The organism is Mesorhizobium sp. M1078 (assembly GCF_040318615.1).
In the GTDB taxonomy this organism is placed as follows: Bacteria; Pseudomonadota; Alphaproteobacteria; order Rhizobiales; family Rhizobiaceae; genus Mesorhizobium.
Genome location: NZ_JAMYMP010000015.1, coordinates 49,412 through 75,319 on the forward strand (window position 1 = coordinate 49,412; position 25,908 = coordinate 75,319).

At 62.9% G+C, this 25,908-nt stretch carries 21 protein-coding genes; 7 read left to right on the forward strand and 14 right to left on the reverse strand.

Annotated elements, in window-relative coordinates; all coding sequences use genetic code 11:
• Nucleotides 1–8: 8 nt before the first annotated feature.
• Nucleotides 9–971: a phosphoenolpyruvate carboxykinase (ATP) gene (locus tag NKH38_RS20100; RefSeq protein WP_502896621.1), complete on the forward strand. Its 963-nt coding sequence runs from the start codon at nt 9–11 to the stop codon at nt 969–971.
• Nucleotides 972–977: 6 nt separating this feature from the next.
• Nucleotides 978–2,813 carry an ABC transporter ATP-binding protein gene (locus NKH38_RS20105; protein WP_023729646.1) on the forward strand — a complete coding sequence of 612 codons (1,836 nt, stop codon included), beginning with the start codon at nt 978–980 and terminating at the stop codon, nt 2,811–2,813.
• A gap of 47 nt (nt 2,814–2,860) precedes the next feature.
• Here NKH38_RS20105 and NKH38_RS20110 read toward each other — a convergent pair whose 3' ends face one another.
• A complete protein-coding gene (locus NKH38_RS20110; protein ID WP_023711266.1) occupies nt 2,861–3,133 on the reverse strand; it encodes an exopolysaccharide production repressor protein in 273 nt (90 codons plus the stop codon).
• A 607-nt stretch (nt 3,134–3,740) separates the two neighbouring features.
• Between NKH38_RS20110 and NKH38_RS20115 the strand changes: the two genes are divergently transcribed.
• The 3 genes from NKH38_RS20115 (at nt 3,741) to NKH38_RS20125 (ending at nt 7,128) form a co-directional block, all read left to right on the forward strand.
• Nucleotides 3,741–4,418 (forward strand): sugar transferase, encoded by a 678-nt coding sequence (locus tag NKH38_RS20115; RefSeq protein WP_023668816.1) that lies wholly within the window; start codon nt 3,741–3,743, stop codon nt 4,416–4,418.
• A gap of 218 nt (nt 4,419–4,636) precedes the next feature.
• Complete coding sequence (locus tag NKH38_RS20120) at nt 4,637–5,860, forward strand: polysaccharide biosynthesis/export family protein (RefSeq protein WP_032999377.1); 1,224 nt, start codon at nt 4,637–4,639, stop codon at nt 5,858–5,860.
• A gap of 176 nt (nt 5,861–6,036) precedes the next feature.
• Nucleotides 6,037–7,128, forward strand: coding sequence for an acyltransferase family protein (locus NKH38_RS20125; protein WP_023707795.1), 1,092 nt, complete (start codon nt 6,037–6,039; stop codon nt 7,126–7,128).
• Between the two features lie 10 nt (nt 7,129–7,138).
• Here NKH38_RS20125 and NKH38_RS20130 read toward each other — a convergent pair whose 3' ends face one another.
• From NKH38_RS20130 to NKH38_RS20150, 5 genes are all read right to left on the reverse strand, one after another.
• The gene (locus tag NKH38_RS20130; protein WP_352762682.1) at nt 7,139–8,422 is read right to left on the reverse strand and encodes an O-antigen ligase family protein; all 1,284 of its coding nucleotides are present in this window, start codon (nt 8,420–8,422) and stop codon (nt 7,139–7,141) included.
• Nucleotides 8,423–8,697: 275 nt separating this feature from the next.
• Complete coding sequence (locus NKH38_RS20135) at nt 8,698–9,525, reverse strand: SDR family NAD(P)-dependent oxidoreductase (RefSeq protein ID WP_352762684.1); 828 nt, start codon at nt 9,523–9,525, stop codon at nt 8,698–8,700.
• Nucleotides 9,526–9,626: 101 nt separating this feature from the next.
• Complete coding sequence (locus NKH38_RS20140; RefSeq protein WP_352762686.1) at nt 9,627–10,112, reverse strand: acetone carboxylase subunit gamma; 486 nt, start codon at nt 10,110–10,112, stop codon at nt 9,627–9,629.
• Nucleotides 10,109–12,313 (reverse strand): hydantoinase B/oxoprolinase family protein, encoded by a 2,205-nt coding sequence (locus NKH38_RS20145; protein ID WP_352762687.1) that lies wholly within the window; start codon nt 12,311–12,313, stop codon nt 10,109–10,111. The genes NKH38_RS20140 and NKH38_RS20145 overlap by 4 nt, the downstream gene beginning before the upstream one ends.
• A 12-nt stretch (nt 12,314–12,325) precedes the next feature.
• The gene (locus tag NKH38_RS20150; RefSeq protein ID WP_352762690.1) at nt 12,326–14,485 is read right to left on the reverse strand and encodes a hydantoinase/oxoprolinase family protein; all 2,160 of its coding nucleotides are present in this window, start codon (nt 14,483–14,485) and stop codon (nt 12,326–12,328) included.
• A gap of 110 nt (nt 14,486–14,595) precedes the next feature.
• Between NKH38_RS20150 and NKH38_RS20155 the strand changes: the two genes are divergently transcribed.
• On the forward strand, nt 14,596–15,375 hold the full coding sequence (locus NKH38_RS20155) for a helix-turn-helix transcriptional regulator (RefSeq protein WP_352762692.1): 780 nt from the start codon (nt 14,596–14,598) through the stop codon (nt 15,373–15,375).
• Nucleotides 15,376–15,394: 19 nt separating this feature from the next.
• Here NKH38_RS20155 and NKH38_RS20160 read toward each other — a convergent pair whose 3' ends face one another.
• From NKH38_RS20160 to NKH38_RS20195, 8 genes are all read right to left on the reverse strand, one after another.
• Entirely contained in the window at nt 15,395–15,976 is a 582-nt protein-coding gene (locus NKH38_RS20160; RefSeq protein WP_023702349.1) for a DUF1349 domain-containing protein, read from the reverse strand.
• A gap of 15 nt (nt 15,977–15,991) precedes the next feature.
• Nucleotides 15,992–17,431: an aldehyde dehydrogenase family protein gene (locus tag NKH38_RS20165; protein WP_023826483.1), complete on the reverse strand. Its 1,440-nt coding sequence runs from the start codon at nt 17,429–17,431 to the stop codon at nt 15,992–15,994.
• Between the two features lie 167 nt (nt 17,432–17,598).
• Complete coding sequence (locus NKH38_RS20170; protein ID WP_352762695.1) at nt 17,599–18,084, reverse strand: hypothetical protein; 486 nt, start codon at nt 18,082–18,084, stop codon at nt 17,599–17,601.
• 100 nt (nt 18,085–18,184) lie between these two features.
• A complete protein-coding gene (locus NKH38_RS20175; RefSeq protein WP_023707792.1) occupies nt 18,185–19,066 on the reverse strand; it encodes an ABC transporter permease in 882 nt (293 codons plus the stop codon).
• Nucleotides 19,063–20,022 carry an ABC transporter permease gene (locus NKH38_RS20180; protein ID WP_352762698.1) on the reverse strand — a complete coding sequence of 320 codons (960 nt, stop codon included), beginning with the start codon at nt 20,020–20,022 and terminating at the stop codon, nt 19,063–19,065. Before NKH38_RS20180 ends, NKH38_RS20175 begins: the two co-directional genes overlap by 4 nt.
• A 37-nt stretch (nt 20,023–20,059) precedes the next feature.
• Complete coding sequence (locus tag NKH38_RS20185) at nt 20,060–21,703, reverse strand: ABC transporter substrate-binding protein (protein WP_352762700.1); 1,644 nt, start codon at nt 21,701–21,703, stop codon at nt 20,060–20,062.
• Nucleotides 21,704–21,738: 35 nt separating this feature from the next.
• Nucleotides 21,739–22,515 carry a DUF427 domain-containing protein gene (locus NKH38_RS20190; protein WP_352762702.1) on the reverse strand — a complete coding sequence of 259 codons (777 nt, stop codon included), beginning with the start codon at nt 22,513–22,515 and terminating at the stop codon, nt 21,739–21,741.
• 15 nt (nt 22,516–22,530) lie between these two features.
• Nucleotides 22,531–23,889 (reverse strand): LLM class flavin-dependent oxidoreductase, encoded by a 1,359-nt coding sequence (locus NKH38_RS20195; RefSeq protein WP_352762704.1) that lies wholly within the window; start codon nt 23,887–23,889, stop codon nt 22,531–22,533.
• 192 nt (nt 23,890–24,081) lie between these two features.
• Between NKH38_RS20195 and NKH38_RS20200 the strand changes: the two genes are divergently transcribed.
• Nucleotides 24,082–25,884, forward strand: coding sequence for a dipeptide ABC transporter ATP-binding protein (locus NKH38_RS20200; RefSeq protein ID WP_352762706.1), 1,803 nt, complete (start codon nt 24,082–24,084; stop codon nt 25,882–25,884).
• Nucleotides 25,885–25,908: the final 24 nt, after the last annotated feature.

The window sequence follows — 25,908 nt, forward strand, 5'->3', positions numbered from 1 at the left end:
TGGCCAACATGCCACTCACCGCCGATTCGATCCGCGATGCCGGCCATCCCAAGGCTCGCACGCAACACTTCTACAGGGCTTATGGCCTGACGATCGGTTCGCAGGTCGAATTGCCCGAGCTGGAGCCGAGCGCGCCGGCGGCGGTCGATGTGGTGATTACAGTCGGCCCGATCGACTTGCCAAAACCCTCGCCCGAGACCGGAACTGCTTTCCGCTTCGAGGCGCGGCAGCAATATCTGGCATGGCAGACGGTCGGCGCGTTCCTGATTACCGATGCCTGCCGCATCGAGGTGGAGCCGGCGCCTAATGTCGACGACGCGCTGCTGGCGTTTCCGCTGCTCGGTCCGGTCATGGCACTGCTCCTGCACCAGCGCGGCCTGCTCATCCTGCACGCCAGCGCCATTGCGGTCGGCGGCAAGAGCGCGGTCTTCATGGGCGACAAGGGCGCCGGCAAATCGACGATTGCAAGCGCGATGATCCGGGCCGGCCATCGCTTGCTGACCGACGATGTCGTGGCGCTCGATCTCACGGACCGGCCGATGATCGTTCCGGGCTTTCCGCAGCTGAAACTCGCCGCCGATGCGGCCGCCGCGTTTCCCATCCGCCAGGCAGAAATACGCCCGCAGGTGCATGCGGCGATCGACAAGATGCAGCATCGCCTGCACGCCGGATTTGCGGCAGACGCGGTGCCGGCGACCCGGATCTATATCCTCGAGCGCAGCGACAAAGCAGCGATCACGCCGCTGCCAGGCATCGGCGCCCTGCCGGCAATCATCAAATTTTCCTATGTGACGCGTTTCGGCCGTCCAGCCCTGGTCGGCGATTTTGCCACGACACATCTTCGCCAATGCGCCGCCCTGGCCAGCCAGATCGGCGTCTGTCGCCTCGAAGTGCCGACCGGGCTCGACCGTATCTGCGAAGCCGTCGCCCTGATCGAAAACGATCTGGCGGCCGACAAAGGACCGCGGTGAGCTGACATGTCCGCATCGCAGATCCTTCGCTTTTCGTTTTACCGCGATGTCGCCGGCTTCGGCGCCGCCATGGCCCGGATCGGCGGGCGCAGGACCTTCACGGCATTGCTGTTCCTGATCCTGGGAAGCCTGACCGAAGGCATTTCGATCCTGCTTCTGGTGCCGCTGCTGCATCTGGTCGGGCGACCCGAGCAGAATTTCGCGGTCAGGTTGCCTGACCGCGACTGGGTGCGCTGGCTGGCGCCGGACGTAACGCTGCAATTGACCACGGTGCTTTGCCTGCTGGTCGGGCTTGTCGCGCTGCAGGCGGCGTTCAACCGTTATAAATCCGTCTACATGGCGCGGCTGCTGCTCGACTTCATCAATCGCCTGCGCATGAACCTGTTCGAGAGCATCGGCAAGGCGCGGTGGGGGATATTCGCGCGCATGCGCAGCTCGGATCTCGACCATGCGCTGACCGGCGATATCGACCGCGTGCAGTCGGCGGCGTTCTCGCTGCTGATGCTGGTGCAGATCACCGTGCTTTTGGCGGGTTATCTCGTTGTCTCGCTGTTCATTTCGCCAGTGATGACGGCGTTTGCCATTGTCGTCGGCATCGTCACCTTCCTGGCGCTGCAGCCGTTTCGGGCACGAGCCAGCGCCTTCGGCCGGGTTTTGACCAGCAATCGCCAGGAGCAGTACCGAACGGTCTCGGAGTTCCTCGGCGGCATCAAGGTGGCCAAGAGCCTGAATGTCGAGGCGACCTATTACGCGCAGCTTCGCGCGACGCTGGAGAAGATGAAGGCCGACAACATCAACTATGTCCGCAACAGCACCATCGGCACCGCTCTGTTCCAGGTGGCCAGCGTCATTGGTCTGAGCCTGTTCATCTATGTCGCTTTGGTCCGCTTCAACCTCTCGCTGGCCGAGATCGTTGTCCTGCTTCTGGTGTTCATGCGCATCGCGCCGCGTTTCATGGACATGCAGATGCAGGCGCAGCAGGTGCTGATCAATCTGCCGGCCTATGCCTCGATGCGCGACATGCAGGCGCGTTTCGATGCCGAACGCGAGCCGGCAAACCTCGGATCGGATGCCAAGCTGTCGCTCGATGTCGGGCTCAACATCCGCAACGTCTCCTTTGCCTATGAGGCCGGCGGCAAGCCGGTGGTGAGCGATGTGACGTTTGGCCTTCCCGCCGGCAAGGTAACGGCGCTGATCGGTCCGTCAGGATCGGGCAAGAGCACGCTTGCCGACATGCTGCTTGGCCTGCTCGAACCGAGCGAGGGCAAGATCCTGGCCGATGGCGTCGAGATCGGCGCGGCCAACCGCCGGCGCTGGCGCGACCAGGTGGCGTATGTGCCGCAAGACGTGTTCCTGCTGCACGATACGATCGCCGCCAATCTGCGCCTTGCCGCGCCGCAAGCCACTGACGCGGAGCTGTGGACTGCACTGCGCGCTGCGCATGGCGCCGACTTCGTCGAGCGGCTGGAGTTGCGGCTCGACACGGTGGTCGGCGACCGCGGCGTCCGGCTCTCGGGCGGCGAACGCCAGCGCATCGCGCTGGCGCGCGCGCTGCTGCGCAAACCTTCGCTGCTCATTCTCGACGAGGCGACCAGCGCGCTCGACTGGCAGAACCAATCCCTGATCGCCAAGTCGATCGACGGCTTGCGCGGATCGATGACGATCCTGACCATTGCGCACAGGCCATCGATGATCGCCTTCGCCGACTGGGTGGTTGCAGTCGAAAACGGACGAATCGTCGAAGTCGGGCAATATCAGAGGTTGAAAGCGAAGGCCGGCAGCCGCCTGTCGAAAATGCTTTCAGGCGAGCAATCGGAACCCGAGCCGGCCGAAGCAGGCTGAGTCCGGCTGCAAGATGATCCGAGGCCGACCTTGCGGCTTCAGACTGCTCAATGCACGCTGCGCCTCGCCGAGAGCTTCTCGCCTTCAACCGCCTTGTCGGCGCCGAGGCTTCTTTCGGCGTCGCGAGCCCTGTCGGCCGATGTCGGCGCGCTCCTGGCGATCATAACATACACCAGCAGGAAATAACCGACTTGGATGAGGACAGCGCAGCCGATGACGCGAAGCACCGTTGTGGTGACCGTCGCGCCGTCGACATAGGACCACGCGACCACGATCGCGAGGGCGAAAACCATTCCAATGACGAATTTTGGTAATGACATGTTCGGCGGCCCGTCAACCGGCCCGAGCATGCAAAAGCGATGACTTACCCACCCGAGTATCTCCCCATTCGCCATGCGAGCTTATTTAGCTGCTCTTTTTCGGCCGGTTGCTTCCGGCCTTCCCAACCCATCCAGACTCTATCAGGAATAATTTGCGACTCTATTAAGGCGCGAAACTGACGGCAAGGGCAACCTGCAATAATTTTCGGCTTGGCGGCGGCTTGGACTCCGCCATGCTGCGATGCACACGCAGGGGTGGTGACCTAACTCGTCATGCGCTTTATACTACAGTAGAATCTACAATGTTGATTAGTATTTTACTTGATTAATTTAGCAAAGCCAGTGATTCGAAAATCAGTTAAAGCCGTTCCCTCTGCGGCAAAGGACGATTTGCCCAAAACCCGCCGAAAAAAGGCATTACATTTCCTACGGTTGCTAATTATTCGTCACAAACCCGCCATAAAGGGCAAAATTTGGGCAAGGAGCGTTTATTATTTAGTCAATTCCTGACGTGACTATTTCAGCCATATGGGAAATTGTGTGTTGCGCTGCAGCATTTTTTTGGTATCGTGGCATAAACCATCCGTTCAACGTATGGAGCTTTTGCATGAGGGACGTTGCCAAGTCGGCCAATGCGGCATTTTCGCATGTCGGCGTAGATTTTCCGCCACCCATCGGCGGGCTGCTGAAGCGCAGTTTCGATATTTTCGGTTCACTTGTCGGCCTGGTGGCGCTTAGCCCGCTGTTCCTCATGGTGGCCCTTCTGGTCAAGCTTTCCGACGGCGGCTCGATCTTCTACGGCCACAAGCGCATCGGACGCGGTGGGCGGATTTTCCCCTGCCTCAAGTTCCGCACCATGGTCGAAGACGGCGAACGTGTGCTGGCCGCCTATCTCGCGGCCAATCCGGAAGCCAACGCCGAATGGATCGCGACCCGCAAGCTGAAGAACGATCCGCGCGTCACCCGCGTCGGCGCCGTTCTGCGCAAGCTCAGCCTCGACGAGCTGCCGCAGATCATCAACATCCTGCAGGGCGACATGAGCCTTGTCGGGCCTCGCCCGGTGGTGCGCGACGAGCTTGAGATCTACGGCAGCGCCGCGGTCTATTATTTGAAGTCGCGGCCGGGCCTGACCGGGCTCTGGCAGGTCAGCGGACGCAACGATGTCTCCTATGACAGTCGCGTCGCGTTCGACCGTCACTATGTCGAGAACTGGTCGCTGTTCGAAGACGTTCGCATCATCCTCAAGACCGTGCCTGCGGTGTGGATGTCGCGCGGTTCCTACTGACCTACCGCAACTGGTCAGCAATCGGGCCGGTACGGCCCGAAGCCAATCCGGTCCAAAGCTATTCGGCGATGGGCCGGTCTCGCATTGCAGCCATAGTATTCTGCCAGGTTCCGAAGGAGGCACTCGGCAGCAGGCCTATCGGGCGGATGGGGCCAAAACGGATCGGAAACGTTCAGTTGAAAACAGACATATCAGCGTATTTTCGCCTTGCCGGCCCGATGCGGCCGGCACGGCTCGTCGCCACGTGCCTCGCTCTGTCGCTCGCGGTTCCGGCCATGGCCGACGAGTACCGGCTCGGCTCGCAAGACAAGCTCAACATCCGCGTCGCCGAGTGGCAGACGGTGGAAGGCACGTTCCGTGACTGGTCGGCGGTAAACGGCGAATATTCGGTCGGTCCAGCCGGCAATTTGTCGGTGCCGTTCGTCGGCGAACTGCCGGCCGCCGGCAAGACCACGTCGGAGGTTGCGGCCGCGATCAGCGTCGCCCTGCAGCGCAAGCTTGCCTTGTCGGACAAGCCGGAAGCCTCGGTGGAAATGGTGCAGTTCCGGCCGTTCTACATCTCGGGCGAGATCCAGACGCCTGGCCAGTTTCCCTATGTGCCGGAGCTGACCGTGCTCAAGGCGATCAGCATCGCCGGCGGCATCCGGCGCAACGCCGATTTCGGCACCCAGCTCGGCAAGGATCTGATCACCGCCAAGGGCAATTTCGACATTTATGACGACCAGCGCGTGCGGTTGATCGTCAAGCGTGCCCGCATCGATGCCGATCTCGCCGGCAAGGAGAGTTTCGAGGCGCCTAAGGAAGTCGAGGGCGACCCGCGCCTGGCGACAATCGTCTCCGACGAAATGCAGATCCTGATCTCCGACCAGAAAGCGTTGAAGCTGAAGCTGCAGGCGCTTGACGATCTGAAAGGGGTCCTGCAGTCCGAAATCGAGGCGCTGCAGAAAAAGATCGTCAACCAGCAAAAGCAGGTCGACTTGGCGCAGCAGCAGGCGGACAGTATCGGTCCGCTGGCGCAAAAGGGCCTGGTCGCCAACGCACGCCTGCTTTCCTCGCAACAGTCGGTCACCGATCTGCAGGGCAAGATCCTGGACTATGAGACGGCGATCCTCACCGCCAAGCAGTCGGTCAGCAAGGCGACGCAGGATGCCATCGATGCCCAGAACACGTTGAACTCGAGACTTGCCGCCGACCGGCAGCAGGTCGAAGCAGACCTCAACGAAGCCGCACTCAGGGTCAACATGCAACAGGGCCTGATGGCCCAGGCATCGGACCCGGCCACGACCGCCGCTATCACAAACAACAATGAAGGGCCGGCGCTCATCTATTCGCTGGTGCGCGTGACCGACGGCAAGACCAGCGAGATCGACGCCAAGGAAGATACGCCGGTGCTGCCGGGCGACGTCATCAAGGTGAAGCTGGCGCCGACGGCCAGCCAGTAACCTGTTTGTTTGGAGCAATTCCGGACGGAAAACCGTTTCCCACTTTTCCCGGAATTGCTCTAGCGCTCGGGCTCGCTCGGCGAGGCCCGCGCGATGGAGGCGGGAGGACCAGTTCGGCTCGTTCGCGCCAGGGTGCGGGCGGGAACTTCCGTTTTTCGACCGCTTGAAGGCATTCCATGCAGCCCGCCGCACCGCGCCACGTCTACCTCAATCTCGATGCCATCCGCGGCGTCGCGGCGATCAGCGTCATGCTCTACCACTTCTCGCCGTTTCTGGCCGCCGGCAAGGTGCTGCCGTCGAGCTATTTGGCCGTCGACCTGTTCTTCCTGCTCAGCGGCTTCGTCATCGCGCATGCCTATGACCGCAAGATCGAAAACGGCATGGGCGTCGGCACCTTCGTAGCGATCCGCCTGATACGCCTCTACCCGCTCTACCTCGCCGGCACGCTGCTCGGTTTCTTCTATCTCGTCGTCAAGAACCGGCTGATTCCGGCGGAATACATGCCGATCTCCGAGATCGGCACCATGCTGACGACCGGCATGTTCTTCATCCCGCTGGTCAGCGATGCCTATCACACGATCTTTCCGCTCAACCCCGCGTCGTGGTCGCTGTTCTTCGAGCTGATCGTCAACATAGCCTATGTCGCCGTCTTCTTCCTGCTGACGAAACGCGTGCTGAGCACGCTCATTGCCGTCAGTCTGGTGTTGCTGGTGGTCGTCTCTATCATCGCCGGCACCCTCGACTTCGGCATGACCGGATCGACCATCATCAGCGGCCTGCCGCGCGTCTGTTTCTCGTTCTTCCTGGGCGTGCTGCTTTGCCGGTCCATGACACGCTATCAAAGCGGGCTCGGCTTTCTGCGGCGCGGCTGGTGGATAGAGGCCGCGATCGCACTGACGCTCGTCGTCTTTGCCATCGCGCCGGCCGGCGGCGCGCGCGTCGCCTACGATCTCGCCTGCGTCGTCTTTGTTTTCCCGGCGCTGGTCGTGGTCGGCACTATTGCGCCGACGGCGCCGCGCCTGTCAGGCCTCTATGGCTGGCTGGGGCGGATTTCCTACCCAATCTACATCATCCACACGCCGCTGCTGATGATCATCGCCGGGGCGGGCAAGGCCGCAGCGATCGACCCGTTCGCGCATCATCCCTGGTTCGGCATCGTCATGGCGGTTTCCGTCATCGTCATCGCCGACATCGCCACGCGCCTCTATGACGAGCCGTTGCGCCGCTTCCTGCAGCGGCTGATGCTGCGCAAGCGCGCCGTCGCCTGAGATAAGCAAGTCAGACGCGCGCCGGCATGCGGCCGTTGGCGATGTTCTCGTCCGGCACCGGAACATAGGCCCGCCTTGCCCTGGCGAGCGGCACCGGGCGCAGCTTGAACAGGCCGTAATAGACGATGAACGAGGCCATAAAATAGGGGCCGAGGATCTCGACCTCGAAGAAGGAGCGGATCAGCATCATGCCGACCGCGCCGGCGAGCACCACCGAATCGGCGCTCCAGTCACCGAACACCACCTTCGAAACATGGCCCCAGAAGGAGCGCAGGATGATCAGCGCCAGCATCGTCACGCCGATGAAGCCGAGCTCGACCAGCGTCTCGATATAGGTGTTGTGGAAATGGAAGCCGGTGCGGGTGGAGATGTAGAACTCGGCCCAGAGCCGTTCCGGATCGGCAAAACCCTGGATCCAGTAGGCGGCATAGCCATAACCGAGCACCGGACGCTGCTGCGCGGCGGCCCAGCCCTGTTCCCAGAGATAGGTGCGGCCGGTCAGCGTCGAATCCTTGCCGAAGATGCCGAGCACGACATCGAGTAGGCCAAGGTTCAGCGCAGCCATCACACCGCCGACCAGCGCCGTAGCGCCGACGACGAACAGCACGCGGCGGTAGCGGCGTGACAGAACCTTGCTCATGGCAAGCAAGGCAACGACACCGATCACCGCCGGAAGCGAAGCGACTGACGTCGCCGAGTGGGCGATCGCCAGCATATAGACCGACAGCAGGATGATCGGCGCGGTCCAGACGAAGCTCATCCAGTTGCGCCGGTAGAAGGCCAGAAAAGCGAAGCAGAAGAAGATGCCGAGCGAGGCGAAGAAGCCGATCTGGTTCTTGGAGCCGAAGGCGCCGACGAAATTGGTGGTGCCGTCGATAGTGTCGAGCGCATAGGCGCCAACCTTCAGCGAATACAGCAGCACGATGAAGATGCCGATCAGCGAGCCCAGCACCAGCGTGCGCGTGCTGATGGTGCGCGCCGCGATGTAGGCGCACAGCATGTGGGAGAAATATTGCAGCCCCGCCCGCGCGCTGGTGCCGGCCGCTTGCGACCAGAACAGCGACAGGCAGACATAGGCCGCAAACAGCAGCGGCAGCCAGGCGCTGGAGAGATCGCGGGCGAAACGCCGGTAATCGACGAACAGCAGCGGCAGCCATACCAGATAGTAGGCGAGGATCAGGATCTGGCCGAAATTGGTGGAGTAGGCGAAGGCAAAGACCGACACCGCAACGGCGAAGGCGGCATAGGCCTTGTTGTTGTCCGGATCGATCAGAATGGATTTCGGGATCTTCATATCCGTACCGGATTTCTCATGCTGCCGCCTTTCGGCTGGGCTGAAGCGCCCATGGTCGGCTTTTCTGCGTCATGCGCGACCGCCGGAACCTGCCCTTGCCGGACCCCGATCAGCGGGCATCCATTGTGCAGTGCACAATATAACCTCTATCGCCTGTCACTCAATGGTAAATTTGCCGCGAGGGGTAAAGTTGCCGCAGGCAGGGCCAAAACGACCATGCAACCGACAAATGGCGTTAATGCGGCTCGCTCGTTCGAAAATTCAAACTGTGGCCGCTACCACAGCGCTCCGCCGGTGACCTGGATGTTTTCCATGGTGATGCCCTTGGCCAGATCCGAGCACAGGAACACGGCTAGAGCCGCGATTTCCTGCAGCTGCAGCATGCGCTGCTGGGGATTGCCCTTGGCGATCTCGGCCATCGCTTCCTCGGCGGTTCTGCCCTTGCCCTCACGCTCGACGACCTGCGCCACGTTGCGGCGCATCAGTTCGGTCTCGACCCAGGTCGGGCTGATCATGACGCAAGTGACACCGTGCGCGGCGCCTTCCAGCGCCACGCAGCGGGTAAGGCCGAGCAGCCCGGCCTTCGAGGCGCAGTAGGCCGGGTTGTCCTTCCAGCCGACGGAAGCCGCCGTCGAGCCGATGTTGACGATACGGCCCCAGCCGCGCTCGATCATGCCGGGCAGCACAGCTCGCGTGACGCGGAACGCTCCGCTGAGATTGGTGTCGACGATCTTGTCCCACAGCGCGTCGGAATGGCCGCAGACCGGCTGTTCGGCGGTGGTGCCCGCGGCATTGACCAGTATGTCGGCCGGGCCGATGGCGGCCTGCGCGTCGGCTGCAAACCGGTTGGTCACCTCGCTGTCGCGGACATCGAGATGGGCGGCACAAACCCTGGTGCCGTGTGCCGACAGGGCCAACCGCACGCCCTCGAGTTCATCGGCGCCGGGATAGTAGGCGGCGTCGGTTCTGTCGGCGCCGGCGGGGGCGATGTAGGAGCCGACCGCTACATTTGCGCCGGCCTGCGCCAACGCCGTCGCAATGGCGAAGCCCATGCCGGAAAACCCGCCGGTGACGATGGCGCTGCGGCCGGAAAGGTCTGTCATGGTGGGCAGTCTCCGATGCGACGTACGATGCGTTTATTCATAGTCCGTCGCCGGCTAGGAGCGCTACCTTGCCGGCAACGCGGCCGTAACATCGAGTTTCGCTAAAGCGGTTTGCCCAGCCACTCGCGATAGAAGCCTTCGAGATCGGGTTCGAAGTCGTGCACGATGGGGTAGCCCGGAGCCGCCGCCTCGACCTCGTGCATGGTGCCGCATTGCGGGCAGATGAATTCGCGGATTTCCATCCATTGCGGATCGGGGATATCGCTATTGGGATAGATCTCGCGCAGCGCCTCCTCGGTGTTGCGCACGTTGATCGCGGCCTTGAGCTTCCAGTTCTTGCGATAGTCACCGAAAGAGTGGCCGCATTCGCAACGGGTGATGCGCTCGTCGCCGCTCTGGCAGATGAACAAATGATCCGAGACCGGCAGCAGGATCGGGTCCTTCCATGCGACACGGTCCTGATAGACGGCGAGCATCTTGAAGAAGCGGTCGTGGTCCTTGTAGGCGCTCATGATGCGCTTTGTCTGCGGCCAGGGCAGCTTGCCGGCTGAGAGATCGCCGAGGACTTCCTTGCTGTATGAGGTCATGGCTTTGCTCCCGGCATGAAGATCGATCTGGCGTCGACGGTCCAGAAATCGCTGAAATCCCTAGTGAAGCGCGACGATAGCTTGATCGCGCTGGCATACATTTTCTTCACCTCGGGCGCGAAGTCGGCCTTCTCGACACGGCCGCGTTCGGCAGCGATCCAGTCCGAAACCGGGATCGCCTTGGCCAGACGCTCTCTGCGCATGGCGGCACGACGTTCGACGGTGGCGTCGATATCGGCAACCGGATAACCCTCGGCGTCGTCCTTCAGCACGATGCCGAAAATCTGGACCGCCGCCTGGCGGGTGAGAAAACCGTTCTCGACATCCCAGGCGGTCTTGACCGGATCGCGCTCCAGCACGTCGCCGTAACCGCCGCCACCATTGTAGGAATGGCTGAAGATGTCCCCCGACTTGTGCGGCGAGGTGATGTAGGGGCCTTCGACCACGGCATGGTCGCCGCCGATGTTCTTCTCGTAGTCGGAGACATGCGGATCGATACCTGGGGCATGCGCGAGCGGTTCGCCTTTTGCCGCCAGTTCGTGGATGTTGGAGTTGCGCACCGCGCGATGCTTCTGGCAGGTCGGCGCGGGATAGCCGCCACACATGCCGCCATTGTCGAATACCCGCGAGGAGTGTTCCGAGGTGTGCAGTCGCAAGTGCGAGGTCTTGTTGATCAGCCAGGTCGAGACGAAGGAACAGCCGCCGCGATATTTGCCGGCGCCCCCTGAATTGGGGACGATCGAGCGGCCGATATAGACCATCGGCATCGATTGTTCCCAGACCTCGATGTTGCCCATGTCGGACTCCGGATTCCAGCCGACATAGGCGGTGTCGAGGCCATCGGCGATGGCCAGCGCGCCGGAGCCGGCGGCGGCGCATTCGAAATGCGCCATGCCGAACGGCGTACCGTACTGGCTTTCGCCGCCCATCTCGATCATCGGGCTGTTGACCTGGCCAACGAAGGCTTCCTCGACGAAGCCGCGCGCGACGAAGCCGCGCGACAAAAGGCGCTGGAACACGCCATAGGCCGGCAGCAGCAGCGCCCAGGATGTGGCGGTCGCCACCATCTCATTGTCGGGGTTGGTCCAGGTGCCGTGCGGCAGCTTCAGCTCGGTCGCCATCCAGGCGCCGTCATTGACCAGGCCCTCGAAATTCATGTGCTGGGTCAAGGTGACGAACATGCCGCCATCCATGCCGGCCGGCGTGCAGTTCATCGAATGGTAGCCCCAGGGCTGCGTGCCCTCGAAGTCCATGGTGATCTTGCCGTCGGTGGTGATCTCCATCTCGATGGGGATGTTGTAGAGCCAGTCGGGATCGCCAAGCAGCTGGAAGCCGGGCTTGCCCGTCGTGACATGGCCGTAGAAGGTGTGGCCACGATAAATGCCGGGCACGGTGAGCTGGCGGGTGCGGGCGAGCTGGGCGCGACGGCCCTCCTCGATGAACTCCTTCGACACCTTCATCCAGTAGTCGAGGCCGATCTCGGAGATCAGCTGCTTGACGCTTTCGCGCATGTCGATGCAGGAGGCGACCTTGGCCTTCTCGTCGAGCACCCAGTAGATCGGCATGCGTAGATTGCGCTCGCAGCGGATGACGTAGTCGCGGCGGATCTCGTCATTCTCGCCGATCTTCTCGGCGCAGACGAACAGGCCTTCGGTGAAGCGCTCCTGCGCCAGGCAGACGTCGCCGCCGGGCGTGATGCCGCCGGCTTCGAGCTCGTGGCAGACCGCACCGGCCCAGCCGACCAGCGTGCCTTCATGGAAGATCGGCACCACGTCCATGACGTCGGGCACCTGCACGGTGCCGATGAAGGCATCGTTGTTGGCAAAGATGTCGCCTTCGCGGATCTTCGGGTTTTCCTCGTAATTGTTCTTGATCATCCATTTGATGAAGCGGCTCATCGTGTGGACGTGGACCATGATGCCGTTGGACAGCGCGATCGCATCGCCCTCGGGCGTATAGATCGCCACCACCATTTCGCCGACTTCGCGCACGCCGGGCGAGGCCGAGATGCGGCGGGCCATTTCGCGGGCCGAGACGCAATAGGCGCGCAGCTTGGTGTGCAGCGTCTCGAATTTCAGCGGGTCCTGGTTGCGTAGCGTGAGCTCGGTGATGCCGTCATAGCAGCCGGTCTCTTCCATCAGCCGTTCTGAATCGAGCAGCCGTTCGCGAAGGCGCAGGGCCGAGGCAGGTCTGTCCAACATGGCGGTGCCCTTTCAAGAATGGGTGTAATGCAGCAGCGTCCACTCATCGACGTGGACACGGTCCTGCGGATGAACAACGAGCGTGGTGGCGGGATGTTCGATGATGGCCGGACCGATCACCTCATGGCCGGGCTGCAGTAGGTCCATCTCGTAGAGATTGGCCTTGTGCCAGCGTCCCCCGATATAGGCCTCGCGCACGCCCTTGTGCGCTGCTGCCGGGGCCGACTTGCCGAGCGGGCGCTTCAAGAGCACCGGCTTGACCTTGTCGGCGGTGGCGATCAATCCGAGCTCGGTGATGGTGAAGCCGGCTTCGCCATAGCGCGAAACGCGATGGTTGACCTTGGCGTAGACCGCCTCGAACTCGTCGATGACCCTACGCATGTCGTCAGCCGAATTGACCTCGGCAAGCGGTGCCATGACCTCGACATCCTCGAGCTGGCCGGTGTAGCGCATCATCAGGAACGGCACGGTCTTGATCTTGTCTCTGATATGGCCGTCGCTGATCATCTCGTCGACCGCCGCCTTGGTGAGATCATTCCAGACGTCGGTGACCTTCTTGCCGAAAGCGAGCAGCTCGTCATCGCTTGCGCGGGCGCCGATGTCGTGCTGCGTCGAGACCGAATGCCGACGCATGAAATCGGCGGTGGTGCAGCCGAAGGCCGAGAAGGCGGCGGCAAACTGGAAGGTGATGATGTCCTTGAAGCCGATGCCCCTGGAGCAGCCGGCCAGATGCAGCGGACCCGAGCCGCCATAGGACAGCAGCGTGAATTCCGAGGGATGGATGCCCTGGCCGGAGATGACCCGGCGCAGCGCGTTGTTGGCATCGGCTTCCAGCATGTCGATCATGCCTTCGGCAGCCTCCTCGACACCGACGCCAAGGATGCTGGAGAATTTTTCCTCAAACGCTTTGCGCGCCTTCTCGACCTGCAAGACGACCTTGCCGCCGAGGAAATAATACGGGTTGAGGCGGCCTAGTATGGCGTCGCAATCGGCGATGGTGGGTTCAGTGCCGCCCTTGGCGAAGCAGATGGGGCCGGGGTCGGAACCGGCGCTTTCCGGCCCGAGCGAGACTTTCTTGGTCAGCGGGTCGACCTTGAGGATCATGCCGGCGCCGGCGCCGATCGTGTCGAGATGCAGCGTCGGCACGTTGAGCTTGAAACGGTCCATCAGCGGCTCGTTCTCGATCCGCGTCTGGCCGCGCGAAATGACGCCCATGTCGAAGGAGGTGCCGCCCATGTCCGAGCAGATCAGGGAGTCGTTGCCGATGAGCTTGCCGACATAGGCCGCGCCGAGAATACCGCCGATCGGGCCGGAAATCATGGTTTCGTGCAGGCGCGGATGGTTGATTGAGGTCAGGCCGCCAAAGGACAGCAGCGTCTGCACGCCGTATTTGAAGCCGTATTTTTTCGAAACGTCCTCGATACCCCTAAGCTGCTTGCGGCCGCGCGACGTCGCGTAGGCTTCGATCAGCACCGAGTTCAGCCGCGACTGTTCGCGGATGACCGGGCGGACCTCGTGGCTGGTGTAGATGAGGATGTCGGCGCCGGCTTTCAGCACCTCCTCGCGGCATATCTCGGCGATGCGCTTTTCGTGCACCGGATTGACGTGCGAGAAGATGGTCATGATGCAGATCGCCTCGACCTTGTCGGCAATCAGCTTCCTGGCCGCAATCGCGACTTCATGCTCGTAGAGCGGCAGCACGATGTCGCCGAACTGGTCGATGCGCTCGGTGACGCCATGGGTGCGACGGCGCGGCACCAGCGGATCGGGATGATGGTGGGTCACCGCATGCAGCCGGTCGGCATAGGAATAGTCGGCCCAGGCCTGCAGGCCGCGACCCATCAGGATCATGTCTTCCAGACCCTTGGTGGTGATCAGGCCAAGCCGGCGCCCGGTGCGCGACAACAGTGTGTTGAGCATGCCGGTGCCGGAATAGAGCACGACGTTGACGCCGGAGAACAGCTGCTCCAGCGAGATGCCCCAGGCGTCGGCCGCGTCTTCGGCCGATGCGAGGAAGCCTTCGGCCTCGTTCTTCGGCGTGGTTGCCGACTTGCCGATCTTGAAGTGGCCGTCCTGGTCGACAAGGATCGTGTCGGTCATGGTGCCGCCGGCGTCGATGCCGATGACGATTGGATTGCCGACGATGGGGCTGGTGAGGTTGGGTTGGGTCACGGTCGCCTCAGGATTGCTGTAGGATGGCTCAAGCTAGATTCCTTGGGCGGCCTTGCGCCATATGCCAAAAGACACAATGTCCGCCGGACCGGGATCGCCGAGAAAAGGGCATGCGCATGGGCAATATCTGGGGGCCGCTCGCCAGGGCGATTGCCGCCACCGGTACGGACAGGCATGTCGACTGCCTGATTGGCCTGATCGGCGCCGACATCGAGCACGATCTCGTCACCGTGACCCGATATTCGGCGACGCAGACGCCGGAATTCATCAAGCACCGGCGCTTCTCCGACGAGATGGTCCGGCGCTATCTCGACAATTACTACGTCTTCGACCCGTTCTATGCCTCGTGGCGGCGTGAACGCCGGCTGGGCATCCTGCCGCTGAAGCGGCTTGCCGACGACGAGGCCAAGCGCGGCCAGTACATAGCGGGCTTCCTGGCGCAGTCGGAAATCTGCGACGAGGTCGGCATCATGCTGGCCGATGGCGGCGACTGGTGCCTCGGCATCTTCCTCGACCGCTCGACCTCCACCTTCAAGGAGAGCGAGATCGCCCTGCTGGACGAGCGGCTGCCGGTGTTCGAGGCGCTGCATGCACTCGACATTGAGGCGCGCGGCACCGAGTTCTCTCGCACATGGGCGCCGACCGGCCCCGGCGCCTCGCCCCGGCAGGAGCCGACCATCCCGGCGAGCCTGTGGCCGGAGCTGTCGCTGCGCGAGCGGGAATTGGTGCAGCTGATCCTCGCGGGTCACCCCACCGCCAACATCGCCGAGCGGCTCGGCATCACCGTCGGCACGGTGAAGAACCACCGCCGCCGCATCTACGAGAAGCTCGACATCACCACCGAACGGGAGCTGTTTTTACAGTTCTTCCAGCATCAGGCAGACGGTTAGTCCGCCATCGATATGGCCGTCAGTCGTGCAATTGCCTGGAAATCGGCGGGCCGACAGTAAAGCCGGAGAATGTTACCTCAAACCCTTCGCGCTGCGGCGAGCAGCACATCATGCCGACATCGACGGATTTGGAGATCGGGAAATAAGCCAGCCGCACCGGCTTCCACTTGCCATCGGTGGTATCAAGATATTGGATGCGGATCGCCTCGGCATGGCGGGTCAGCCGGATGCGCACGCCGTCGGGGCCGGTGGGAATGCTGAGCAGCGACCAGTCCGAGGTGTCGTTGGTGACCACCACCGAAAAGTAAGCCAGCCCGTCGGTGTATTCGATGCCGGCCTTGATCCAGTGCGTTTCACTCAGCCGCAGCATCAGCCCGGCCTGGTCGTAGAGCACCTTGTAGTCGCCCTTGACGGTGACTTCGGCGCTGAAGTCACCCTCGACCGGCCGATACAGGAAATGGCCATTGTCACGCCAGAAACCGTAAAAGGTTTCGCGCCAGAAGTCGGTTTCCTTGCCGGTGCGCACATGCACCGTAGTGTCACCGACAACATGATGCGGCGGCGGGTTGAGCCAGGTCAGTTCCTCTTTCGCCGAAGTCACCTATACACCCGCCGATCAGCCGGCAAAGGTATAGGCTGTCTTCACCGTTGTGTAGAACTCCGCGGCGTAGCGGCCCTGCTCGCGTGGGCCGTAGCTCGAGCCCTTGCGGCCGCCGAATGGAACGTGAAAATCGACGCCCGCCGTCGGCAGATTGACCATCACCATGCCGGCTTCGGAATTGCGCCGGAAATGCGTGGCATGCTTGAGGCTGGAGGTGCAGATGCCGGAGGTCAGGCCGAAGGGCGTGTCGTTGGCCACCGCCAGCGCCTCGTCATAATCCTTGACGCGGATGACGTTGGCGACCGGCCCGAAGATTTCCTCGCGCGAAATGCGCATGGCGTTGGTGCTCTCGGTAAACAGCGCCGGCCGGAGATAGAAGCCGGGCGTTTCGCGATCGAGTCGCTCGCCGCCGAAAGCGAGGTTGGCGCCTTCCTGGCTGCCGATGGCGATATAGTCCTCGTCCTGCTTCAGCTGGCTCGCATCGACGACCGGCCCGATCTGCGTCTTTGCATCGAGCGCATCGCCGATGACGAGCTTTTCCAGTCGCTCCTTGAGCGCGGCGACGAAGCGGTCGTGAATGCCTTCGGTCACCACCAGCCGGGAAGAGGCCGTGCAACGCTGGCCGGTCGAGAAATAGGCGCCGTTGATGGCGCATTCGACCGCCGTGGCGAGGTCGGCGTCGTCGAGCACGACCATCGGGTTCTTGCCGCCCATTTCGAGCTGGAACTTTCGCATGTGCTCCACACTGGCCGCAGCCACACGTTTGCCGGTGCCGACCGAGCCGGTGAAGGTGATGGCGTTGAGGTCGGGGCTGTCAAGCATGGCTTGGCCGACCACCGAGCCCTTGCCCATGACCAGGTTAAGCACGCCTTTCGGCAAGCCGGCGCGGTGCAGGATGTCGACGATGGTCCAGGCGCTTTCAGGGACGAGTTCGGCCGGCTTGAAGACGATGGTGTTGCCGTGCGCGAGCGCCGGCGCGATCTTCCAGGTGGGAATGGCGATCGGGAAATTCCATGGCGTGATGATGCCGACGACACCGACAGCTTCACGGGTGATCTCGACGCCGACGCCGGGCCGAACGCTGGGTACCAGTTCGCCCGACAGGCGCAGCGTCTCGCCGGCGAAGAAATCGAAGATCTGGGCGGCGCGGATGGTCTCGCCAATGCCTTCGGCCAGCGTCTTGCCCTCTTCGCGCGACAGCGCGCGGCCGATCTCTTCCTTGCGCGCCATGATCTCGTCCGACGCCTTTTTCAGCACGGCATGGCGAACCAGCGGCGCCGAACGCGACCAGGCCGGGAAAGCAGCCTTGGCCGCCGCGATGGCCTGCTTGGCCTGTTCGGCACCGGCCGAGGCATATTCGCCAACGACATCGCCGGTATCGGACGGGTTGATGTTGCGCGAGCCGGCTTCGCCCACCCACTCGCCATCGATCAGATTTTTACGAAACAGGGTCATGTCGCGGTTTCCTTGTATTGGTTCGCTGGGGGTGCCGTATGCCTGAATCATTTATCAGACAAATGACGACACTGTGAGGCCTGACGTCTAGCTGCGGACTGGATAGCCGATGGCGCGCTGCTGTGAAAGCCGCGACCTCAAAACGGACGATATGAAGCAGGCCGCTGTCAGCTCGGAAAAGTCCAGACCAGGCAAGCCAGCGTCGCCGCGGCGAAGATGACGAAGAACAGGCTCCTGAGCAGGATGTTGCGGCGCAGCTCGTTCATGGTGAAATGGCTGCCAACGATGGCCGCGGCGAACAGGAAACGCCAGTTCAGGAGCGCCCACAGCACGCTGCTCTGGCCGAAAGCCCAGCGGGCGACGAGACAGCCGACAATTGTGGCGAACAGGGCAATCACCGCCCAGAACAGCGCATCCGCAGCATGGGTCAAGACGATGCCGGCGGCGCGGATCGGCAGGATCATCATCAGCATGGCGCCGAAAAAATAGACGGCGGCGAGTGGCAGGAACGACCCGGCATCGGCGATGCCGTCCAGCCGCCTCACGCCGATCGCGCCATAGGGATAGCCGTGCCTGGCGACCGCCAGGCTGAGCGCCATGAGCAATGCGGTGAGCACCGCGACCAATGCGAATGTAATGAGGGCCTTGCTCATGCCGTTCCTTGCTTTGAGGCCCTGTCAGAGCCGAATCACGAGGAACGATTTTAGCGCACGGTCCGCGATTGCGCGTCAGCTTTGCTGAGCGTTCCGCTCTTCACCGGTCGCTGTTTTCGAAGGCGCCCATGCCTTGCGCGATCAGATTGGTTGCCATGACAAGCGAAACGATGGCTGCGGAGTTGAAGATCACCACCCACCATTTGCCGCCGGTCAGGAAGCCGTAGCCGTCGGCGACCGCCAGTCCCCAATCGGCTGAGGGAGGCTGGATGCCGAGGCCGAGGAAGCTCAGCGTGGCGATCGAAAAGAAGGCGTAGCCAAGCCTTGTGACCAGCTCGATGAGGATGGTCTCCCTGACATTAGGCAGGATCTCGAGGAACATGATGGAAAGAGCGCTCTCGCCGCCGAGACGAGCGGCGCTGACATAGTCGCGTTCGCGCTGCTCGCGCACGGCGGCACGCACCGTCCGTGCCACCAGCGGGGCATAGGCGATGCCGATCACAAGGATGACGGTGAGGTTCGATGGCCCAAGCGCGACCAGCGCCATGGTGACGAGGACGATGAAGGGAAAGGCCATCAGCGTGTCGAGCAGCCTGGCGCCGATGGCGTCGATCAGCCCGTCGAAATAGCCGAGCACGAGGCCAAGCACGCTGCCGGCGGCAACGCCGAGCAGTGTTGCTGCCGGCGCGACCAGCAGGATGTCACGCGAGCCGACGACGATGCGCGACAGCACGTCGCGGCCAAGTTGGTCGGTGCCGAACCAGTGCGCGGCATCAGGCGGCGCCAGCATGACGAGGAAATCCTCGGCATAGGGATCGTAGGGCACAAACAGGCTGCCTAACACGGCGCAGCCGACCCAGAACAGCAGGATCAGCGATCCAACGATCACCGAGGGCGGCAGCTGCGAAACAGTCTCGCGGATGCGACTTGCTGCCCGCCAGCCCAGCGTACGGCGCTCCGGCAATTCCATCAGTTCCATCATGGCGACACACGGCGGCGCTGCCGCGGATCGAGCAAGGCATTCACGAGATCGCCTGCCGCGGCCGACAGCACGAAGATGGTCGCCATGACCAGCACGCCGGCTTCGAGCATCGGGAAGTCACGCGACTTGGCGGCGTTGAGGACAAGGTTGCCGAGGCCCTGTATGCCGAACAGGGCTTCGATGACCACCAGACCACCCAGCATGTAACCGGTCTGGGTCGCGAGCACGGCGATGGTCGGCGTCAGCGCATTACGCAGCACGTGCCGGATGAGTATCTCGCGACGCTCAAGGCCCTTCAGGACGGCGGTGCGCGTATAGTCGGCGGCCAGCGCCTCGATCACGCCGGCCCGCGTCATGCGGGCGATGTAGCCGGCAAGGTTCAGCACCAGCGGCAGCGCCGGCAGGATCAGGTAATAGCCACTGACCCAGAGCCCGGCGCCATCGGGAGCAGCGCCCGTGATCGGGAACCAGTTCAGCCACAGGCCGAAGACGATGAGCAACAGCAGGCCGGAGACGAAGTCCGGGACAATGCCGAAGGACACGCCGGCGAGTACGATCAGGCGGTCGATAAAGCGGCCCTGGTTGAGACCGGCGACGATGCCGGCGCCGATGCCCAGCGGCAGCAGAAAGACGAGGATAATTCCGGCAAGGGCCGCCGAGCGCTTGAGGCTTTCCAGAACGAAGGGCGCCACCGGCAGACGCAGCGACAGGGAGGTGCCGAAGTCGCCTGACAGCACGCTGCTGAACCAGTGCCAGTATTGCACGAGCACCGGCTGGTCGGCGCCCAGCTGCTTGTTCAGCGCAGCCACAGCCTCGGCATCGGCGAACGGCCCGAGCATGAGGCGGCCGACATCGCCGGGCAGGACCTGCCCGGCGAAGAACACCAGCATGCTGACCAACCACAGCGTGAGCAGAAGCGAGGCTGCCCGCACCGACACAGTGCGGCCGGTCAGCATCGGATTTTAGTGCCCGGAGTGGCTGGACGTCTCACAATCATGCCTGGGCGAACGTCACGCGATCGAGCAGCAGATGCGAGATTGCCGTGAAGCGGACGCCCTCGACCTTGGACGAGACGATGCGGCTGTATTGCGAGAAGTAGCTGATGATCAGCGGCGTCTCGTCCAGCAGCAAGGTCTGGATGTTGCCCGCGGCAAGGCGTTGCGCCTGAAGGTCGCGGGCCTTGCCATATTCGAGCAGCAGCCCGTCATAGGCCGGGTTGTTGAAATGCGCGGCGTTCCAGGCGCCCGAACTCTTCAGCGTCGCGTTGAGGAAGATGTCGGGCGTGCCGCGATGGCCGAAATCGGTGATGCCGAGATTGGAATCGAGCCATGGCGACGAGCCGAATTTCGCCGAGCCATAATAGGCGTCCTGCGGCAGCACGTTGAGCTTGATGTCGATGCCGGCCTTCTTGGCAAAATTCTGGATCAGCACGGCATAATCGGGAATGTCATAGGCGCGCTCGGTGGTCAGCGTCACCGGGAAGCCGTTCGGCACGCCGGCTTCGCCAAGCAGGCGCTTGGCCTCGGCGATGTCCTGCTTGCGCTGCGGCACCGACGGATCGGCCGAGGGGAAGATCGGCGCGAACGGGGTGTCGTTGCCGACGATGGCGCGGCCCTTGAGCAAGCCCTTGACCACCGCCTCGCGGTCGATGGTGAGCGCCAAGGCGCGGCGAATGCGCTTGTCGGTGAACGGCGCCTGGTCGGTCCGCAGATGCACCTCGTCATGCGAACTTGCCTGCACGCTGAGCAGCTTGAAGTTGGGATTGCCCTCGATCGCCAATTCCAGCCGGGTCGTGCTCGGGATGACGTCGAGCAGGCCGGCCTGCAGCGCCAGCACCTGCGCCTGCTCGTCGTCGAAGAACTTGATTTCGACGCGGTCGGGCAGCGCCTTGTCGCCCCAATAGTCAGGGTTGCGCACGAAGCTGGCGCCCTGCTTGGGGCGGAAGGATTCGAGCTTGAACGGGCCGGTGCCGTTGAAATTCTTCTCGAAATCGCCGGCATAATCGGCCGGCAGTATTACGGCGTTGTAGACGTCGGAGGAGACATAGAAGGGGAAGTTGCTGTTGGGCCCGTCGAGATCGAAGGCGACTGTCTGGTCGTCGACGACCTTGGCGCCGCCCTTGGACAGGATGCCCTTATAGGCAGACAAAGCGGACGAACCGCTGGCCGGATCGACCAGCCGCTCGAAGCTCGCCACCACATCCTTGGCGGTGACGGTGCGGCCGTCGTGGAATTTCACGCCCGGCCGCAATTTGAAGGTCCAGCGGCTGGCGGTCTCGTCGGCCTCCCACGACAGAGCGAGCTTGGGCTGCAGACCGTCCTTGGGATCGTCGAGGATGAGATATTCGCCGACCTGGCTGATGACGCCGATGCTGGCCGGATCGGTGATAGAGACGGGATCGATCGCCTTGGTCGGCTGTCCGAGCCCAACGCGGACCGTGCCGCCGGCGCCGGCAGCGCGCGCCGTGCCGAAACCAACAAGTCCCTGCGAGGCGGCAAAGCCGGTGAGGCCGATCAAGGCTGCGTATTTTAGGAGATCGCGGCGCTTGAGGAAGCCGGCCTGGTGCTCATCGACGGCGACGTTCCAGATGTCGCCGGACAGATTGCGAAGCGTATCGATATCGTTGCGTTTGGTCATTTTGAAACCCCTGTCTGAAATGACTGTTGAATGGCTTAAGCGACTGGTTCGCCGTCGAGATGGATGCGGTCGACGGCTTGCGGGTAAAAGGCGATGAGGCCCCTGATTTTGGGCATTTCGGCAATGGGATCGCGGTAGCTCCAGGCGACATCGGGGCTCACCGAGCCGTCGGCGCGCCGGCCCGACCAGTAGGAGGCGATGCCTTTGTAGGGACAGCGCGTCGTGCTGTCCGAGTCGACCAGACGGTCGAGCCTGACATCGTCCGGATGCAAATAGAAACGCGTCGGCAGATGCGTTTCGAACAGCAGCACCGGGCGATGGCTGTCGGCGATCACTTCGCCGTCGAACCAGATCTGGACATGGCTTGAACTCTGCAGAGCGTCGATGCGGGCGTATGGGTCGCGGGCGTGGACGAAGACTTCTTCCTCCTCCTCGAACCATTGGTCGACCGCTTTCCAGGTGAAGGCGATGCGGCCGGCCAGTGGCGACAGGCTTTCATCCGGCGGCGCGACAAACGACCAGGCCGCATTGGGAGAAGCTTTCGATCCCGTCTCCAGGTCCCAATAGGTGGTTTCGCCGCCGACTGGATGCGGCTGGCGATGCTCGGACGGCTTCAAGAGCGAGCGGTCCACCGAGGAGGCCGGGAAGAAATAGATCGGCAGAAAATGGTTGGAGCGCAGCACCAGGACGTTGCGGCTGTCGGCGATGGTGCGGCCGGCGAATTTGACCCGAATGCGCTTGGGGCTGTGCAGAACATTGATGAGCTGCGGAGCCATGGCTTCGCGGGGCTGGAGTTTTGGCGCTGCGGTCATATCAATTGCTCCTGATCAGGATACGGCGCGCACATTGTCGCGCTGTTCGGCGAAGCGGTTGGCCGGCCGCGCCAGGCCAAAGCGGTCGCGCAGCGTCCCCGGTGCATATTCGGTGGGGAATATGCCGCGGCGCTGCAGTTCCGGCACGACCTGCTCGGCAAAATTCACCCAGTCCTCGGGCAGAAGCGGGAACATCAGGTTGAAGCCGTCGGCGGCGCCGGCCTCGAACCAGTCCTGCAACTGGTCGGCGATCTGTGTGGGCGTGCCGACAACGGTCGGCACCGAACCGCTGTTAGCGAGCTTGCGAGCGATCTCGCGCAGAGTGAGGTTCTGCTTCGACCATTCCTTGACGCGGTTCAACGAAGTGCGGCCACCATTGAATGTGCTTTCGTCCGGCAGCGGCGGCAGCGGGCCGTCCGGCGGGAAGACTGAGAGATCGACACCGCTCCAGCTCGAGAGAAGGTCGATGCCAACGCGATCGGGAAGCAAGCTCTGCAGATGCTCTTGCCGCTCGCGTCCCTCTGCTTCGGAAGCTGCGACGATCGGCAGGATGCCCGGCAGGATCTTGAAGCTCTCGGGCTTGCGGCCATAACGGGCGAGGCGCTCGTTGATGTCCTGCCTATATTTGATGCCGTCTTCCTTGGTGCTGTAGATGGCAAAGTGCGCATCGGCGTGCGCGGTAGCGAAATTCTTGCCGTCCTCGGACGAGCCGGCCTGGACGATCAGCGGATGGCCCTGCGGCGGGCGCGAGACATTGAGCGGTCCGCGCACCTTGAAATGCGGGCCCTTGTGGTTGATCGCATGGACCTTGTCGGGATCGGCGAAATAGCCCGATGCCTTGTCGATAAGCAGGGCTTCGTCTTCCCAGCTGTCCCACAGCGCCTTGACGATATCGAGGAATTCGGTGGCGCGCTCATAGCGAAAGGCGTGCTCGATATTGCCGTCGCGGCCGAAATTGCGGGCCTCCTCGTCCATGGCCGACGTCACCACATTCCAAGACGCCCTGCCCTTGCTGATATGGTCGAGCGAGGCAAACATGCGGGCGACATTGTAGGGCTCGCTGTAGGAGCTCGAGGCGGTGGTGATGAGGCCGATATGCCTGGTCACGCCGGCAAGGGCCGCCAGCAGCGTCAGCGGCTCCAGGCGGGCATTGGCGTAGTGGGCGACGCCGCTTTGCACCGAATCCCAGATCGCGACATGGTCGGCGACGAAGATCGTATCGATCCTGGCGCGCTCGGCCGCCTGTACCAGGTCCCGGTAGAATTCGAAGTCCAGCACTTCGCGGCCCGGCGCGCGCGGATGACGCCACGACATGCGATGATCGCCCTGCGGATTGAAGAAAAAGGCGCTGAGGATCATGTGGTCCAGTGCCATGCCGGTCTCCTTCCAGAACTGCTTCAGACGACCGTCGCGATGCCTCGACGGGCCGCCACAATCTCTCCTGAGCGACGAAAGGTAGATTGCGCTCCAGCTTAATTCGAGTAATTTTATCGAGATTGTGCATTGTGAAAGCGGAAGCGATTGCCCTCGATGGCGGCGCTGGGAGAAAGTGGTTTCAAGGGCCCCATGTCGTCATCGGTTCTGAAGGTCGAACAGCTCACCGTCGCCTATGATGGGCGCCGGACATCGCATCCGGCCGTCAACGGTGTGTCGCTCACTATCGGCGAAGGCGAAGCACTCGGCCTTGTCGGCGAGTCCGGATCGGGGAAGAGTTCGGTGGCGCTCGCAATATTGCGCTATCTGCCGCGTAACGCCCGGGTCGCTGCGTCGGCGCTTGAGTTCCAGGGCCACGAGATCCGTGATCTCTCGCCCGAGCAGCTTCGCCGGCTGAGGGGAGACCGCATCGCAGCCGTCTACCAGCATCCGGGCGCGGCACTCAATCCGGCGATGACGATTGGCCGGCAGATCACCGAGACGATCATGCGGCATCGCCCGGTTCGCTCGGACGAGGCCCGCGGTCGCGCCGCCGAACTGCTCGGTCGCATCAGGGTGAGCAATCCGGAGCGGGTGCTCGATCTTTACCCGCATGAACTATCCGGCGGCATGCAGCAGCGCGCCAACATCGCCATCGCCATCGCGCTCGACCCGTCGCTGCTGGTGCTGGACGAGCCGACGACGGCGCTCGACGCCAGCGTCCAGTCCGAGATCATCGCCATCCTGCAGGATTTGCGGCGCGACCACAAAACCAGCGTCTTGCTGATCAGCCACGACATCAACATGGTCCGCCGCGCCTGCGACCGGGTGGCCGTTATGCAGTCGGGAACGGTGGTCGAGAGCGGCGTCGCGAACGATGTCTTCGAGAACCCTGTTCACGCCTACACCAAGGCGCTGATCGCCTCGATCCCGGCGCTCAACTTCACCAAGCGCGACGGCAGGCTGGCCGAGATGCACACAACCAGCCCGTCGAAGCCTGTCCGCAGCGATCAACCGGAAGCCGCACGTCCGATCGCCGTCGCCTGCAAAGGCATCAGCCACGCCTTCGGCTCCCAGGCCGTCCTGCACGATATCGACCTGGAGATAGCCCAGGGCGAGACGTTCGGGCTGATCGGCGAATCCGGCTCCGGCAAGTCGACATTGGCAAGGATCGTGACTGGCCTCCAGACGCCGGACGCTGGGTCGGTCGAGCTGTTCGGCAGCACTGTCGCGCCGCGCGTCGAGAAAAGAAGCCTGAGCGAACGGCGCGACGTGCAGATGGTGTTCCAGTCACCCGACCGCACGCTCAATCCGCGCCAGCGGATCGGCAGGATCCTCGGCCGTCCGCTGCGGCGGCTCGCCGGCTTTGGCCGCAGCGAGGTGAAGCAGCGTGTCGGCGATCTCCTGGCCTCGGTTCGTCTTGCCGCTACGACCGTCGACCAGAAGCCGAGATCGCTGTCTGGTGGCCAGCGCCAACGGGCGGCGATTGCGCGCGCCTTTGCCGGCGTGCCGAAGCTCGTGGTGTTGGACGAGCCGACCTCTGCGCTCGACGTTTCGGTGCAGGCGACCGTGCTCAATTTGCTCAACGACCTGCAGCGCGACAAGGACACCACCTATCTGTTCATCAGCCACGACCTAAGGGTGGTGCGCTATATGGCCGACAGGATCGGCGTGCTCTATCGCGGCCGGCTCGTCGAGACGGGGTCATCCGAGCAGATTTTCCGTGGCCCCAACCACCCCTACACGAAGCTGCTTCTGGCCGCCTCCTCGGATGAGACGGCGCCGAGGGCTCCGGCTCAGCTCCACGTCGCGGCACACGATGCCGAAACCTCCGGATGCTCCTTTGCCGCCCGCTGTCCTGTCGCGCTGCCCGATTGCCGAAAGGCGCAACCACCCGTCAGGCAGGCCGGCGACGGTCATCTGATCGCCTGCTGGAGGGACACAGGCAGTCTCTGATTGCGAAGCGGGCCGGCCCAACTG

Excerpts from the sequence above, each read along its gene's own strand:
- NKH38_RS20100 (WP_502896621.1), top strand. The coding sequence starts at position 9 with ATGCCACTCACCGCCGATTCGATCCGCGATGCCGGCCATCCCAAGGCT.
- NKH38_RS20145 (WP_352762687.1), bottom strand. The coding sequence starts at position 12,313 with ATGTTGGACAGACCTGCCTCGGCCCTGCGCCTTCGCGAACGGCTGCTC.
- NKH38_RS20155 (WP_352762692.1), top strand. The coding sequence starts at position 14,596 with ATGCGCATGGGCAATATCTGGGGGCCGCTCGCCAGGGCGATTGCCGCC.
- NKH38_RS20200 (WP_352762706.1), top strand. The coding sequence starts at position 24,082 with ATGTCGTCATCGGTTCTGAAGGTCGAACAGCTCACCGTCGCCTATGAT.
- NKH38_RS20105 (WP_023729646.1), top strand. The coding sequence starts at position 978 with ATGTCCGCATCGCAGATCCTTCGCTTTTCGTTTTACCGCGATGTCGCC.
- NKH38_RS20175 (WP_023707792.1), bottom strand. The coding sequence starts at position 19,066 with ATGATGGAACTGATGGAATTGCCGGAGCGCCGTACGCTGGGCTGGCGG.
- NKH38_RS20125 (WP_023707795.1), top strand. The coding sequence starts at position 6,037 with ATGCAGCCCGCCGCACCGCGCCACGTCTACCTCAATCTCGATGCCATC.
- NKH38_RS20140 (WP_352762686.1), bottom strand. The coding sequence starts at position 10,112 with ATGACCTCATACAGCAAGGAAGTCCTCGGCGATCTCTCAGCCGGCAAG.
- NKH38_RS20190 (WP_352762702.1), bottom strand. The coding sequence starts at position 22,515 with ATGACCGCAGCGCCAAAACTCCAGCCCCGCGAAGCCATGGCTCCGCAG.
- NKH38_RS20180 (WP_352762698.1), bottom strand. The coding sequence starts at position 20,022 with ATGCTGACCGGCCGCACTGTGTCGGTGCGGGCAGCCTCGCTTCTGCTC.
- NKH38_RS20120 (WP_032999377.1), top strand. The coding sequence starts at position 4,637 with ATGCGGCCGGCACGGCTCGTCGCCACGTGCCTCGCTCTGTCGCTCGCG.
- NKH38_RS20185 (WP_352762700.1), bottom strand. The coding sequence starts at position 21,703 with ATGACCAAACGCAACGATATCGATACGCTTCGCAATCTGTCCGGCGAC.
- NKH38_RS20110 (WP_023711266.1), bottom strand. The coding sequence starts at position 3,133 with ATGTCATTACCAAAATTCGTCATTGGAATGGTTTTCGCCCTCGCGATC.
- NKH38_RS20130 (WP_352762682.1), bottom strand. The coding sequence starts at position 8,422 with ATGAAGATCCCGAAATCCATTCTGATCGATCCGGACAACAACAAGGCC.
- NKH38_RS20115 (WP_023668816.1), top strand. The coding sequence starts at position 3,741 with ATGAGGGACGTTGCCAAGTCGGCCAATGCGGCATTTTCGCATGTCGGC.
- NKH38_RS20170 (WP_352762695.1), bottom strand. The coding sequence starts at position 18,084 with ATGAGCAAGGCCCTCATTACATTCGCATTGGTCGCGGTGCTCACCGCA.
- NKH38_RS20165 (WP_023826483.1), bottom strand. The coding sequence starts at position 17,431 with ATGACCCTGTTTCGTAAAAATCTGATCGATGGCGAGTGGGTGGGCGAA.
- NKH38_RS20135 (WP_352762684.1), bottom strand. The coding sequence starts at position 9,525 with ATGACAGACCTTTCCGGCCGCAGCGCCATCGTCACCGGCGGGTTTTCC.
- NKH38_RS20195 (WP_352762704.1), bottom strand. The coding sequence starts at position 23,889 with ATGGCACTGGACCACATGATCCTCAGCGCCTTTTTCTTCAATCCGCAG.